This is a genomic window from Vibrio sp. EJY3, assembly GCF_000241385.1.
In the GTDB taxonomy this organism is placed as follows: Bacteria; Pseudomonadota; Gammaproteobacteria; order Enterobacterales; family Vibrionaceae; genus Vibrio; species Vibrio natriegens.
Genome location: NC_016613.1, coordinates 1,284,404 through 1,298,622, shown reverse-complemented (window position 1 = coordinate 1,298,622; position 14,219 = coordinate 1,284,404). Strand labels below are relative to the sequence as shown.

At 45.5% G+C, this 14,219-nt stretch carries 12 protein-coding genes; 3 read left to right on the top strand and 9 right to left on the bottom strand.

Features of this window, described 5'->3' with window-relative positions; translation table 11 throughout:
• Window positions 1-9 precede the first annotated feature (9 nt).
• Window positions 10-702 (bottom strand): TIGR01621 family pseudouridine synthase, encoded by a 693-nt coding sequence (locus tag VEJY3_RS05915; RefSeq protein WP_014231529.1) that lies wholly within the window; start codon window positions 700-702, stop codon window positions 10-12.
• 208 nt (window positions 703-910) lie between these two features.
• Entirely contained in the window at window positions 911-2,281 is a 1,371-nt protein-coding gene (locus tag VEJY3_RS05910; protein ID WP_237708178.1) for a sodium-dependent transporter, read from the bottom strand.
• A gap of 425 nt (window positions 2,282-2,706) precedes the next feature.
• Between VEJY3_RS05910 and cls the strand changes: the two genes are divergently transcribed.
• Window positions 2,707-4,161 (top strand): cardiolipin synthase, encoded by a 1,455-nt coding sequence (gene cls / locus VEJY3_RS05905; RefSeq protein WP_014231527.1) that lies wholly within the window; start codon window positions 2,707-2,709, stop codon window positions 4,159-4,161.
• Between the two features lie 240 nt (window positions 4,162-4,401).
• Window positions 4,402-5,607, top strand: a complete 1,206-nt coding sequence (locus tag VEJY3_RS05900; protein ID WP_014231526.1) for a cystathionine beta-lyase — start codon at window positions 4,402-4,404, stop codon at window positions 5,605-5,607.
• A gap of 59 nt (window positions 5,608-5,666) precedes the next feature.
• Here VEJY3_RS05900 and VEJY3_RS05895 read toward each other — a convergent pair whose 3' ends face one another.
• The 7 genes from VEJY3_RS05895 to pspA all read right to left on the bottom strand — a co-directional run bounded on the left by VEJY3_RS05895 (window position 5,667) and on the right by pspA (window position 12,977).
• Window positions 5,667-6,236: a DNA-3-methyladenine glycosylase I gene (locus tag VEJY3_RS05895; RefSeq protein ID WP_014231525.1), complete on the bottom strand. Its 570-nt coding sequence runs from the start codon at window positions 6,234-6,236 to the stop codon at window positions 5,667-5,669.
• 63 nt (window positions 6,237-6,299) lie between these two features.
• A complete protein-coding gene (gene vmeI / locus VEJY3_RS05890) occupies window positions 6,300-9,401 on the bottom strand; it encodes an efflux RND transporter permease subunit VmeI (protein WP_014231524.1) in 3,102 nt (1,033 codons plus the stop codon).
• Entirely contained in the window at window positions 9,398-10,483 is a 1,086-nt protein-coding gene (locus VEJY3_RS05885) for an efflux RND transporter periplasmic adaptor subunit (protein WP_014231523.1), read from the bottom strand. The genes vmeI and VEJY3_RS05885 overlap by 4 nt, the downstream gene beginning before the upstream one ends.
• Before the next feature lies 1 nt (window position 10,484).
• Window positions 10,485-11,516, bottom strand: coding sequence for an efflux RND transporter periplasmic adaptor subunit (locus tag VEJY3_RS05880; protein ID WP_014231522.1), 1,032 nt, complete (start codon window positions 11,514-11,516; stop codon window positions 10,485-10,487).
• 159 nt (window positions 11,517-11,675) lie between these two features.
• Complete coding sequence (gene pspC, locus VEJY3_RS05875) at window positions 11,676-12,065, bottom strand: envelope stress response membrane protein PspC (RefSeq protein ID WP_014231521.1); 390 nt, start codon at window positions 12,063-12,065, stop codon at window positions 11,676-11,678.
• Entirely contained in the window at window positions 12,058-12,291 is a 234-nt protein-coding gene (pspB, locus tag VEJY3_RS05870; protein WP_014231520.1) for an envelope stress response membrane protein PspB, read from the bottom strand. The genes pspC and pspB overlap by 8 nt, the downstream gene beginning before the upstream one ends.
• A 14-nt stretch (window positions 12,292-12,305) precedes the next feature.
• On the bottom strand, window positions 12,306-12,977 hold the full coding sequence (gene pspA, locus VEJY3_RS05865; RefSeq protein WP_014231519.1) for a phage shock protein PspA: 672 nt from the start codon (window positions 12,975-12,977) through the stop codon (window positions 12,306-12,308).
• Between the two features lie 232 nt (window positions 12,978-13,209).
• Here pspA and pspF point away from each other — a divergent pair, with 232 nt between their 5' ends.
• On the top strand, window positions 13,210-14,217 hold the full coding sequence (gene pspF, locus VEJY3_RS05860; protein WP_014231518.1) for a phage shock protein operon transcriptional activator: 1,008 nt from the start codon (window positions 13,210-13,212) through the stop codon (window positions 14,215-14,217).
• Window positions 14,218-14,219: the final 2 nt, after the last annotated feature.

The following is a 14,219-nucleotide window of genomic DNA, read 5'->3' as shown; positions in this document are numbered from 1 at the left end:
TTGTGACGGTTATTTGATCGTAGGCCAGTTCAGTTCCCATGGGGAAAGCCAGCTATCCAAGCCTTGAGAGACAATTTCACTGTGCCATTTATTGCCAAGGGCTTCATAATCTCTCGGATCGCAGACAAAGCGATATTGCTCATCATGATATTGGAAGCAAAGTGAGAAGGCATGCAGATAACCGCGATCAGCTTCGTTACCCGCATTATAAATTGGATCGCCAACAATACCTGAGCCAACCGATTTTAATGCCACGCGGATTTGGTGCGTTTTACCAGTGTGTGGCTTACACAAAAATAGGCGCTCACCGGGTTCTGCAGCAAGGGAGAAAAACTGTGTTATCGCAGGATTATGTTTGCTGTTTACCAGTTTCCATGATGAACGGCGTGAACGTTCCATATCGCCAATCACCAAACCTTGTTTCTTTTTCGGCTTTTTCGAGCTAATCGCCAGATAGAATTTTTCCACTTGTCGATCAGCAAAGGCTTGAGACAAGACGCTGGCGGCTTTGGCGTTGCGTCCGAGGAGCAGAATACCCGACGTCATTTTATCCAACCGATGGATGAGATATAGCTGCTCATCCCCACTCTGCTTCGCCACTTCTTGCAGCAGCATAGTGTCACCATCGTCTTTGTGAACGGAGACGTTGGGATGCTTGTTGATGATCAGAAAATCTGGATGGGTATGTAGAATATCGAACATAAAAACCTAGCTCCACGTTTGGAGCCAGAAGTATACCGATTCTGATTGATTAGGCGAGCTTAAACTGCCCATTCCGCTTTCCCTACCCCTAGCTTACGCTCTAAAAGTTAACGTGTGTAAGCTGCCTACAAATTATCAAGTAAGCAAGAATCAGTAACTGGAATAAAAAAGGGAGCCGACCTGGCTCCCTTTTTAAAGATGTGACGGTTTACAGCTTCTTCGAGAAGATAGCTGCCAGGCCGATAGTCACGATACCGAGTACCATGATTTCACCTTTACCACTGTCAAATCCTGATTTGATGCCCATGAAAGCAACAATTGCAATCGCGACTGGAATAACGTACTTCACTAGGTTGTACCATAGACCGAATAGTGGGAAAGATACTTCACCATCATTCGTGATTTCTTTTTCAAGTTCATCACGCTTGAGTCTCCAGCCAGCAAAGATACACAGCAACATACCACCAACAGCCATAAAGATTTTGTCAGTCAGTAGGTCGAAGATATCGAATGCACCTGTACCAAACAGTGTTGGACCCATTCCGCCCAGTGACAAAGAAGCGAATACACACAATATTGCCATTACCGAGCTTGCTGAAAGCACCGCTTTTGAACGCTTCATACCTTTTTCGTCGATTAGGTAAGAAACCACAACTTCAAGCAGTGAAACCGAAGACGTTAATGCAGCCGCAGTCAGACCAACAAAGAACATGATCGCAAACAGGAAGCCGATTAGACCGCCCATTTCAGCGAACAGTTGTGGAACGACAACAAACACCAGACCTGGGCCTGCTGCTGGCTCAATACCGAAAGCAAACATCGCCGGGAACATTGCAATACCCGCAAGAATTGCGACGCCTGTATCCATTGCTGTAATCATGCCAGTGGTTTGAACCACGTTTTCTTTCTTCTTCAGGTAAGAGCCGTAAGTAATCATACAACCCATACCCAAACTTAGTGAGAAGAACGCCTGCCCGAGCGCAGCAAGTACCACACTGCTGTTGACTTCAGAGAAGTCTGGCATGAACAAGAACTCAACGCCTGCCATTGCACCTGGTAGCATCAGACCTTTTATTGATACGACGATCAAAATAAGGAATAGCAGTGGCATCAGAACTTTACCTGCTTTCTCGATACCGCCAGAAATACCTTTCATAACAATGAAGATATTCATGAACAGGTAAAGCGTCATCCAAATCAGAGGCTGGATAGGGTCAGAGATGAAAGCACCAAAGCTATCACCGATAGCGTCAGGAGTACTCAGCAAGCCCGAGCCCACCTTAAAGATGTAAGCCAGAGCCCAGCCGCCAACAACAGGGTAGAAACCCATGATCAGCAGGCCACTCAGTACGCCCATTACGCCTGTAAACGTCCAGCGGCGATCGGTTGATTTAAATGCACCAACAGCAGCTCGACCTGTTTTTCGACCAACGGCAAATTCGGTCAGCATTACGCTGAAGCCAATAAAGATGACGAAGATTAGGTAAATGGCAACAAATGCGCCACCGCCACCCTCTCCCGCCGTGTAAGGAAATTTCCATATATTACCCAAGCCCACAGCTGAACCCGCTGCGGCCATAACGAAGCCTAATTTAGACCCCCACGTATCACGTGGTGCTGTATTAGTTGTAGCCACGCTTTTTCTCCAAAATTAAATGTGTTGTGTTTGCATTGAGATAGGCGTCAAAAATGTGTGTTTATATTAAGTTATACACTTATGAAAATAATGTTAGACGCTCTATGCGGTCAGTAAACCAGTTCCCCATTAAAATTAAAAGCCTCAACAAGTATATTTATCGCACAATTGCTGCATCACGCATGTTATATGCTGCTTTTTCATTCACTGATTAAAGATTAACCTTGGTTTTCAAACATGAATAACAGATTCCCCTGTTATGAACTTAATCCCTCATATAAAATCACTCTAACTCTTAATAAGAAAGCAGTTTCCCCAACACACTTTTATGCCTAATATCGTAAATGGGCGTATAAATTTGAGCGTATATGGATAAGTTTTATCATTTTCTTACTCTTGCTGGCATTGGACTGTATTGGTTATTGGTCGCTGGTGTCACCATTCGGGTAGTTTTAAAACGCCGTGCCGTAAGTGTTTCGTTAGCGTGGCTGATGATCATTTATATTCTTCCGGTTCTTGGTGTCGCGTGTTATTTCCTGTTTGGTGAACTTAATTTAGGCAGAAAGCGAGCTGAGCGCGCGAAAGAGATGTTCGCCCCCTTTGCAGAATGGTTCAGCCAACTGAATGATTGCCACGCGCACATGCCTGAAACGATGGGGCGTCATATCTATCGCATTGATGAACTGTGTAATAACCGTCTCGGGCTACCCGCTCTCAGTGGTAACACGCTCTCATTGCAGCAGAAGCCAGACGAAATTTTGCACTCGATTATCGAAGATATCGAAAATGCACAAACCAGTATTCGGATGGTGTTCTACATTTGGCACCCCGGAGGTCTAGCCGATTCCGTCGCCTCAGCGCTTATCCGAGCATCCAAACGTGGTGTCAATGTAAAACTGTTACTGGATTCTGCTGGCAGCCCACGCTTTTTCAGAAGCCCGTGGTACCGCATGATGAAAGATGCGGGCATTGAAGTTATACAAGCCTTGGAAGTGAAAATGTGGCGTATTTTCTTGCGCCGTTTAGATCTTCGCCAACACAGAAAGATCATTGTTATTGATGACGAGATCGCTTACACCGGCTCAATGAACCTCGTCGATCCGGCTTACTTTAAGCAAAGCAGTGGTGTCGGTCATTGGATTGACATTATGGTGCGGATTACTGGCCCAACGGTTAATGTGCTAAGCGCCATTCACTGCTGGGACTGGGAGGTCGAAACCGGCGAGCGTCAACTTCCTAAGCGACCGGAATGCAAAATCGATAGTTATCAGTACCAGCACCCGATACAAGTGGTACCGTCAGGTCCGGGCATGCCGGAGTATCTTATTTATCAGGTGTTAACGTTAGCCATTAACCAAGCCAATCGTTCGGTTAGAATCACTACTCCGTATTTCGTGCCTAACACCGATTTGCTTGAGACACTGAAGATGACCGCGCAACGAGGCATTGAGGTAGAACTTATCATCCCTCATAAGAATGACTCGGTCATGGTTCAGTGGGCTTCTCGCGCCTTCTATAGTGAGCTTCTTGCCGCGGGTGTAAAAATTTATGAGTTTTATGGCGGGTTGCTGCATACAAAATCTGTCGTTATTGACGACCAATTTTGTTTAGTCGGCACCGTAAATATGGACATGCGTAGCTTGTGGCTGAACTTTGAGGTAACGCTGGCAGTCGATGATGAAGACTTCACCAAAGAGATGTCATCTCTGCAAGACAGTTACATCAAACAGTCCTATCCGGTGGAAAAAAAGGTGTGGGATAAACGGAGCCTGTTCTCTCGCTTCTTGGAGCGTGTTTTCTATCTGTTTAACCCTCTGCTTTAAAGCACTCTGGATTTAAGAACGACTTCAATCCCGCTCCAAACGGTTTGGCGCGGGATTGTTTTATCGGACTCCTGTACCCCCAAAATAAGTGAGATACCCCTCATCACACTCACTGAGTATTCCCTTAGGCTATTAGGTGTTCCAAGTGGTTATGGCTCGATAGTAGAGTTTTCCCTTGCAAACAACCCGTAGTCCATGTTTTAAATAATCAAAATCGTTTTATTTAAACAGGGAATTTATATGTCAGAGGGTAAAAAGACCAAGCTGATTACCGCAGGCCGCGATAAAAAGTGGACAAACGGTGTTGTTAACCCACCAGTTCAACGTGCATCAACCATCGTATTTAACAGTGTTGCAGAGAAAAACCAGGCAGCAATTAACCGCGCGAACAAAACGCTGTTTTACGGGCGTCGCGGTACCAACACACATTTCGCGTTTCAGGATGCGATGGTTGAAATTGAAGGCGGTGCGGGATGTGCTCTCTACCCTTGTGGAACTGCAGCTATTTCAAACACAATCCTGTCTCTAGTTGAGACTGGTGACCACATTCTTATGGTTGACACGTGTTACGAACCGACTCGTGATTTCTGTAACGTCATCATGAAAAAAATGGGGATTGAGACAACCTACTACGATCCAATGATCGGCGAGAACATTCGTGATTTAATTCAACCAAATACCAAAGTACTTTTCCTGGAATCTCCGGGTTCAATTACCATGGAAGTACAAGATGTTCCGACCCTTGCTCGTATTGCTCATGAGCACGACATCATTGTGGTACTCGATAACACTTGGGCCGCTGGTGTTAACTTCTCTCCGTTTGACCATGGGGTTGATATTTCAGTGCAGGCTGCGACGAAATACATCGTCGGTCACTCAGACGTTATGCTGGGCACGGCAGTCGCTTCAGAGAAATATTGGCCACAATTGAGAGAACAAAGCTACTTGATGGGACAGTGTGTTTCTCCTGACGATGTGTACCTTGGACTCCGCGGTCTACGCACTCTAGATGTTCGTCTTCGTCAGCATGCAGAGAGCAGCTTAAAAGTGGCTAAATGGTTAGAAACTCGCCCTGAAGTGGAGCGAGTGCTGCATCCTGCACTGGAAACGTCTCCAGGCCATGAATTTTTCAAACGCGATTTTACCGGCGGTAATGGTCTGTTCTCATTCGTACTCAAAACATCATGCCCTAAAGCGACAACAGCCTTGCTTGACGGGATGAAGCACTTCAGTATGGGCTACTCCTGGGGTGGTTACGAGAGCTTGATCCTAGCTAATGAGCCAAAGAGCTTTAACAGCTTACGCACAGTCTCGCACCCACATTTTGAAGGGACGTTAATCCGTCTTCACATTGGTTTAGAAGACGTTGAAGACTTGATCGCCGATCTGGAAGCAGGTTTAGCAAGATACAATGCCCTGATTCTAGAGGAAGAAGTTTCACTTTAGGAATCGATATCCACAAAAATGCCCTCAACACGAGGGCATTTTCTTATAGTTTGATTTAGTTAGTCCTGCACCGTTTTACAGGGACATCCGACGATATGGTCATCGACCATTCCGACCGCTTGCATAAACGCATAACAGATGGTTTCTCCGACAAATTTAAAACCTTTTTTCTTAAGGAATTTACTCATCGCTTTTGATTGCTCGGTAGAAGCGGGCACTTCGCTCATATCCTGCCATTGATTGATCACAGGATTATGGTCGACAAACTGCCACAAAGCCTCTGACAAACTTCCATACTCTTCAATCAACGCCTTAGCGGCTTTTGCGTTACTGAACACTGAATTGATCTTGCCGCGATGTTTGACGACATCATAATTTTCTACGATATATTCAGCTCGCTCTTCACCATGCTGCTCCAAAGCATCTAAATCGTAGTGTTCAAATGCTTCTCTGTAGCCTTCTCTTTTCTTTAGTATGGTTATCCAGCTTAGCCCCGCTTGTGCACCTTCAAGCGTAATAAATTCAAACAGTACTTTATCGTCATAAACGGGTATTCCCCACTCAGCATCATGATACTCACGTTCCAGCGGGTGGTTCATCGCCCAGGCGCAACTGTTATTTTCTGTCATTATACGTCCTTATAAAAACGCCCCTGACTCGCTAGCCAGAGGCGTTATCGATTTATACTCATTCTATTTCGGTACGGCGACTCTGTGGAATAGACGATACAGGACTGGGACAACAATCAAAGTTAATACCGTCGCAAAACCCAAACCGAACATGATCGTCACAGCCATTGGCTTGAAGAAAATATCGGGTAAAAGCGGAATCATGCCTAAAATCGTGGTGATTGCCGCCATACATACAGGACGGACACGACTCACTGCGGCGTCGACCACCGCATCATAGGCATCTTTACCTGACTTCATTTCAATCTCAATTTGATCAAGCAGAACGATGCCGTTTTTCAGTACCATCCCCGACAAACTTAGAAAGCCCAGTAAAGCCATAAAACCAAATGGCGTATTCAGGGCCAAAAGTCCTGTCGTAACACCAATCAGAGCCAGTGGGACAGTCAGCCACACAATCAAAGGTTCTTTAACCGAGTTGAACAGGAATACGGTAATAAGGAACATGAACAAGTAACCCATTGGCATTGTCGTAAACAACGACGCCTGAGCATCACCTGATGACTCGTATTCACCGCCCCACTCGATAGAGTATCCCGGCGGCATCTCAATCGCTTCGATTTGAGGTTGTAGACGCTTTTGCAATGTTGAAGCCGTTTCTTCACCCAATATATCAGGGTCGGCCATCACAGTGAGCATACGTTTACGATTTTTACGGACGACGATTGGATCTTCCCAACGCATATCGTATCCCATTGTCACTTGTTGCAGCGGGATAAATTCAGTTTTTGCCGGACTCCAAATTTTCATTCCTTCAATGTTACGAATATCGATTCGTTCATCTTCAGGCAATCGAGCCACGATTGGCATCAACGTCGTACCATCACGATAAAGACCAATCTTCATCCCCGAAAACGACATGGAGAGATAATCATCGACATCTGATTTGGTGATACCGTAACGACGAGCCTGGCTCTCGTTAAACTGAGGCTCCAAAACTTGAGTGCGTTCTCGCCAATCATGTCGAATATTCGTCGCGGCAGGGTCAGCGTACATAATATCCATTACCTGAGCGGCAAGCGTGCGAAGCACCGTTGGGTCAGAACCGATAAGTCGCGCTTCAATTTTCGCACCGCCACCCGGGCCTAACTCAATTTGTTTAAGTTTATAGTTAATTTCAGGGTAATTGGCTTTTAGATGCTCTCGGAAACGCGCCATCAAGGGCTCAAGCGCTTCATAGTTTTCCATTCGTGTGGTGATTTCACCATACGCGGCATAACTTTTCTCTGGTGCATACGTCAACATGAAGCGCTGCAAGCCTTTCCCTGCCGTCGTCGTAATATGCTGAACATGTTCTTGTTGCGCTAACCAATGTTCAAGTTCGTTCAGCTTATCATTGGTTGCTCTAATATCCGTCCCCTCAGGTAACCAAACATCCAACTGAAAAATCGGTGTTGTTGAAGATGGGAAGAAGGACTGTTTTACAAACATAAATCCGTACACACTGGCCGCGAGCCCAACAATTAACACCACGACAGTGAACCATGCACGACGCATGCAAAACTCGAGAAACGTCTTGTAGGCAACAAAAACAATACCATTATACGGGTCGCTATCTTCGCCTTCCGTTTGATTGATTTTCTGGCCTTTGAAGAAAATGTCGGCAAAAAATGGCGTCAATGAAATCGCGGTAAACCAGCTGAGCATCAAAGAGATGAGAAGCACAGTAAACAAGGTACCGCAGTACTCACCTGTGGAGTCCTGAGAAAGCCCAATCGGTGCAAAAGCAGTGACCGCAATGATAGTCGCGCCAAGCAAAGGCCACTTAGTCTGTGTAACGATATCGGTCGCTGCTTGTAAGCGCGTTCTTCCCTTTTGCGTACCTATTAATATCCCTTCAACAACGACGATGGCATTATCCACCAGCATCCCCAAAGCGATGACCAACGCCCCTAAAGAAATACGTTGTAGATCGATGGCCAGGTACTTCATGAAGATGAATGTACCAAGGACGGTTAGCAGTAAGATCAAACCGATAAGTAAGCCAGAACGAAGCCCCATAAAGAACAGCAATACGACGATCACTATCCCAATCGCTTGTGCGAGACTCACAACAAAGCCACTTACCGATTTATCCACTTCCTTCGGCTGACTATAAATTTCTGAGATCTCGATTCCGACGGGTTGTTGATACTTCAATTCAGCAAGTCGGCGATCAAACACTTTTCCGACTTCAACAACATTAACCCCTTGTGCAAACGAAACACCGACATTCAGCGCCAAGCTGCCATTGAAGTTGACGATATTGGTTGGAACCTCAATGTAGCCGCGTTTAATGTCAGCGACATCTTTAAGGAAAATCAGTCCCTGAGCACCCACTTCGGTCAGCAATAAATCACCCAGCTCGTCGACATTCTGAAACTGCCCGGTTGGTTGGATTCGAATATATTCATCACCAATTCTGATCGCACCAGCATCGGAGATTACGTTTTGAGTTGAGAGAAGTCCGAATACGGTATCGGGAGACAGACCCAAACTGCTCAATTTCTTCATCGAGATTTCAATAAAAACCTGTTCTTGTTGTGTGCCAGACACAGATACTTTACTCACACCGTCTACAAGTTCGAGTTCCCGTCTCAGGTAATCAACGTAATCCAGCAGTTCTTTGTAGCTATAACCATCTCCGGTCACTGCGAGCAAAATGCCGTAGACATCGCCAAAGTCATCAATCACCTGAGGATCATTCACACCAGGCGGTAACGTGCCTTTCAAGTCATTAACTTTTCGCCTTAATTCATCCCAAATTTGAGGTAAGTCATCCGGGCCGTAATTGTTTTTCATCGTTACGGTAATTTGAGACAGCCCACGACTCGAAATAGAATTCACCTCATCGACGTACGTCAATTGCTGAATGGCTTTTTCAAGTGGGTACGTCACCTCTTCTTCCACTTGTTGAGGTGTCGCTCCCGGATACGAAGTGACGACCATCGCGTCTTTGATGGTGAAAGCAGGATCTTCCAGGCGTCCTAATCCAAAAAATGCGGCGACCCCACCGATCAAGAAAATCAGTGACACCATCCAACTGATAACACGGTTTTTAATAAAGTAAGCCGCGATACCCGTTACGTCTTCGTCCGTTTGAGGCACTTTATTTTTCTCATTCATAAACCTGCCTCCTGCTCAACCACTTCTACTTGCATACCTTCTCTGAGTCTTGACACCCCAGCGACGACAACCTTGTCGTGTAATTCAAGCCCATCAAGCACTTGTATCGATGTCTTTGAAGCTTTACCTGTGCGTATCTGTTGGCGAGAAACGGTATTATCGTCGTTAAGTACCCAAACGAACTTGTTTTCTCGGCTCAGATCGTCGCCATCCGCGTTGAAAATCGCTTCGATTGGTACATTAATCCCGACATTCAAATTCAAACCGACTTTTTCATCTTTTGACGTGACTTCAACCGCCATTCCATCAAGGATGTATTCGTCTTTTGGCATCGGTAGTGAGAGGGTAACCGTGAACGTGCCAGTGGCGGGATCGGGCTCAGTGGTAAACTCTTTTACGGTTCCTATGTATTCATTACCGCTTGGAACACGCACAACCCCCTGAATAGAGGTGAGCCTTTCATCGGTCGGAGGCTCTTTGACGTACAAACGATCCGGAAATTGAATAAGTACTTCGAAACGATCCAAGCTGTGTATATTCACGATATACTGGCCAACTTGAATATTTTCGAACTGATCAACATTAACCCTGGAGATGATGCCATCCACTGGTGCTTTTAAAGTCGTAAATGACAAACGTAGTTGAGCTAGTTTCAGCTCTGCCAGAGCGATTTGGCGCTGAGCAGCAATTTCATCAAACTGCGATTTAGCCAGTAAGCCTTTATCGACAAGAGGACGAGAGCGGCGGTATTGACTATCCACTACAGAAAAACGGGCAGAAGCGTTGTCCACATCCAATTGATAATCAGTCGGGTCTAACGTAGCAATAACGTCATCTTTTTTCACCTTATCGCCCTCTTTGACCCTGATACTGCTAACTTCACCCGCAACTCTGAAACTGAGATGCGAACGATCAGCCGCATTGGCCACTGCAGGAAAGTACAGATTATCGTCGACCTTACTCCCCTCTAAAGAAACGACTCTTACTCGGGGGATTTCCACCTCTTTTTCAGGGCCTTTATCACCGCAACCAGAGATGAAAAACGGCAAGCATAAGACAGCTAAGGCTATAATTCTTTTCATATTACAACCCTCTTTCCTTAACCCAAGCTCTGACTTTGATACCCGGCTCTATCACGTTGACGCCAGAAATCACGATCACATCACCATCATCCAGGCCTTGTAGAACCTGATTTTTGTCATTCATTGTGATCGCGGCTTTGGTCACAATACCTTGCTCATCTACACGCCAGACGTAGCTTTGTCCTGACTCTTCAAACAGCGCTGAATTGGGAATGGTTGTAACGCCAGAGTTCAGTGAAGTAACAAGCACGTTACCGGACATACCTGGTAAGATCCCAACGCCTTCAGGACGCTCCATTACCATAGTGACTTTATAACTGCCCGTTTTAGGGTCGGCTTCGGTATCGATCTCCTGAAAAGTTAAATCGAATGACCGTTCTGGAAAGGCATCAAATTCCATTTTTGCTGTGACGTTAACCCCTGGTGCGTAACGATTGAGCAAGTGGCTAGGAAGCTGGAATATCACCTTCATCAATTGATTGGTTTGGATATTCATCACGCCTTCTTTGGCGGCAACGTATTCATGGTTTTCCGCAGGAAGGTATGAGATCGTACCATCATAAGGCGCAACGAGTTTGGTGTAACTCAAATTCGCTTTCGCCTGATCCCACTGAGCTTTGGCAGAATTGTGATTGGCTTTCGCTTCATCAAAGTCCTGTTCTGACACAACCTGATCGACACGAAGCTTTTTATAACGTTGGTATTGCACGTCCGCGAGCGCAAAATTTGCTCTCGCTTGTTGTTCCAGAAGCGTGTATTCGTCGGGGTTGAGTGTTGCCAACACATCACCTTTACTGACGAGTTGACCTTCGTGAACGTCAATCGACTGAAGTAGCCCGGGAACCCGAAAAGCTAAAACGGCTTTATCGCCAGAGTCAGTCGTAGCAGGGAAATGACGATCAAACTGTGAGTTACCAACAGAGACCGTAAAAAGTTTAGCGGGTCGAGATTCTGGTTCGGGAACGGGTGGTAGTTCTTTACCACATCCCGACAAAGCAGCCGTAACGGCTATTGGAATGAGCAACTTTTTCATCATATTCATCCAACGAATATAGAGACTACATTTAAGTTAGATGAACAATGCTCAAGCTGCCATGTGAGGCGGAGATAATATTGATTTAAATGAGGAATTTGTGAGCAAAAAGCAGGCTTGGGGCCTGCTCTTTAAAACAAAATCCTAGTTGCATAATCCTCAGAGTTTGTTGAACTCTCTGTTGACTCTGAATGTATCGGAAGTGACATACGCTTCCATATTGCGAATTTTGCCATCAATGCGGTTAAAATCGCGCTCAAGCACACTCAAGAACTGCTCCGGACTTTGGCCCTTCTGCCATGGCTTACTCTTTAGAGTATGATCCTGCTGGGCCTTGATATTTTCTGAATAAGTCATTGGCTGCTTTTCCAACATAAACGCCAAAGCGACATAGGCGAGAAGCACCAAAAACGTACCGCCGAGCAAACCTGCAGAAATAACCAAGATACGAATCAACCAGACTTCCACACCAAAGTAGTTAGCAAATCCGGCACACACACCGGCAAGCTTGCCATTTGCTGGGTCACGATAAAGCTCTCGACTATTCATACTTACGTCTCCACGTTGGTGACTCTGCGTCTAGAATGCGTTCAAGTGTATCTACCCTAGCCTGCATCGATTCGGCTTTTTCGGATAGTACCTGAAGGCGCTCCAGATCCTGGCTCGACAGTGCACTATCCGTTTTACGTTTACTGCGATAGTGTAAGAAGAGCCAAAGTGGAGCGACAAAGATCAAAAAGACAATGACTGGTCCTGTTATAAAAAATGTCGTCATAAATGGCTCCTCTTTTATTTATCTTGTGATGACATCTGTTCTTTCAGTTTTGCCAACTCTTTTTCAATTTCATCTTGCGCCTGAAGCTCTGCAAACTCCTGCTCTAACGATTTTGACTGGCCAGTGCTTGAATATAGGTCAGCTTCTGCTTCCAACTCATCGACTTTACGTGAGTATTGTTCAAACTTAGCCATCGCTTCATTGGTACGGCTAGTGTGAAGATGTTTTTGCACATCACGACGATTAGTTGCGGTTTGATTACGGATTGCCAGAGCTTGCTGTTTCGCTCGTGTTTCCGCAATTTTGTTTTCCAGCTTACCAATTTCACCGGTTAACTTATCAATGGTCTCTTCAACCAAAGTTTGTTCTGTATGAAGACCTTTGATTAACTGTTCAAGCTTTTGCTTCTCTATAAGAGCAGCACGCGCTAAATCTTCACGCTCTTTCACTAACGCAAGACTGGCTTTTTTGCCCCATTCGTTGATCTGTTCTTCGATAGCCTCAACTTTACGAGCCAGCTCTTTTTTGTCTGCAATCGCTTTCGCTGAGTTGGTACGCACTTCGACAAGTGTGTCTTCCATTTCTTGAATGATGAGACGGATCATTTTCTCAGGATCTTCCGCCTTGTCCAACAATGCACTGATGTTTGAGTTAACGATATCTGCAAAACGAGAAAAAATACCCATGACGGAACTCCTCTTTTTTCCTATTAAAACCCGACAAGGTGGTGATTTACCTTGTGTCTACCTAAATACATAACAAGTTACGTGCCAACTTAAGTTCCACCATAAAATCAATAGGTTATGCATTTTGTTGTTGTTATGCACCATTATGCTATGATGTTTTTCACCAACTGTTGGTGAATTTCACCAATTCCCTATTGAATTCACACCTAGGCAGCTAAGTAAGAAGGAATCTATGAAGCAAAACCTGATTGGTGAATCGCCCGCTTTTCTCGCTGTATTAGATAAAGTATCACAACTTGCGCCAATTGAACGCCCGGTACTCATTATTGGTGAGCGTGGTACCGGTAAAGAGCTTATTGCTCAGCGTTTGCATTATTTATCAAGACGTTGGGACAAGCCACTTCTGTCATTAAATTGTGCCACATTGAGCGAAGGTTTGATTGATTCTGAATTGTTTGGCCATGAATCTGGCTCGTTCACTGGGTCAAAAGGCAAACATAAAGGTCGTTTTGAGCGAGCGGAAGGCGGTACCCTTTTCCTTGATGAACTGGCGACTGCGCCACTGTTAGTGCAAGAAAAGTTGCTGCGTGTCATCGAATATGGTGAATATGAACGCGTTGGCGGGCACACTGCTTTGAATGCCGACGTGCGATTAGTCTGTGCGACCAATGCCGACTTACCCAAACTTGCTGAACAAGGTGATTTCCGTGCCGATCTGCTCGACCGGCTTGCTTTTGATGTCATCATGCTTCCTCCTCTCCGCGAGCGAAAAGAAGACATTCTTTCTTTGGCGGAATACTACGCCATTAAGATGTGCCGCGAACTTCAGCTTGAATATTTCGTCGGTTTCACCGCAGAAGCAGAACGCTCGTTACTTGACTACCCTTGGCCAGGGAACGTTCGGGAGCTGAAAAACGTTATTGAGCGCGCGATCTATCAACATGGCTTAAACGCCGATCCAATTGATCAGTTGATATTCAATCCTTTCGCAACCGTCTGGGACAACGCTTTGGGTCACTCGAATGAGCAAGAAGAAGAACAAGATGTGGCCGAACAAAGCACTCAAGTTCATTTCCCGCTCGATTACAAACAGTGGCAAGAAGAGCAAGATATTAGCTTGCTCAACCGTGCGCTGGAAGAAGCTAAGTTCAATCAGCGTCAGGCTGCAGAATTGCTCGGGCTAAGTTACCATCAATTACGTGGAATGGTTCGCAAATATGGGTTAGTCGGGCAAAGTTGATG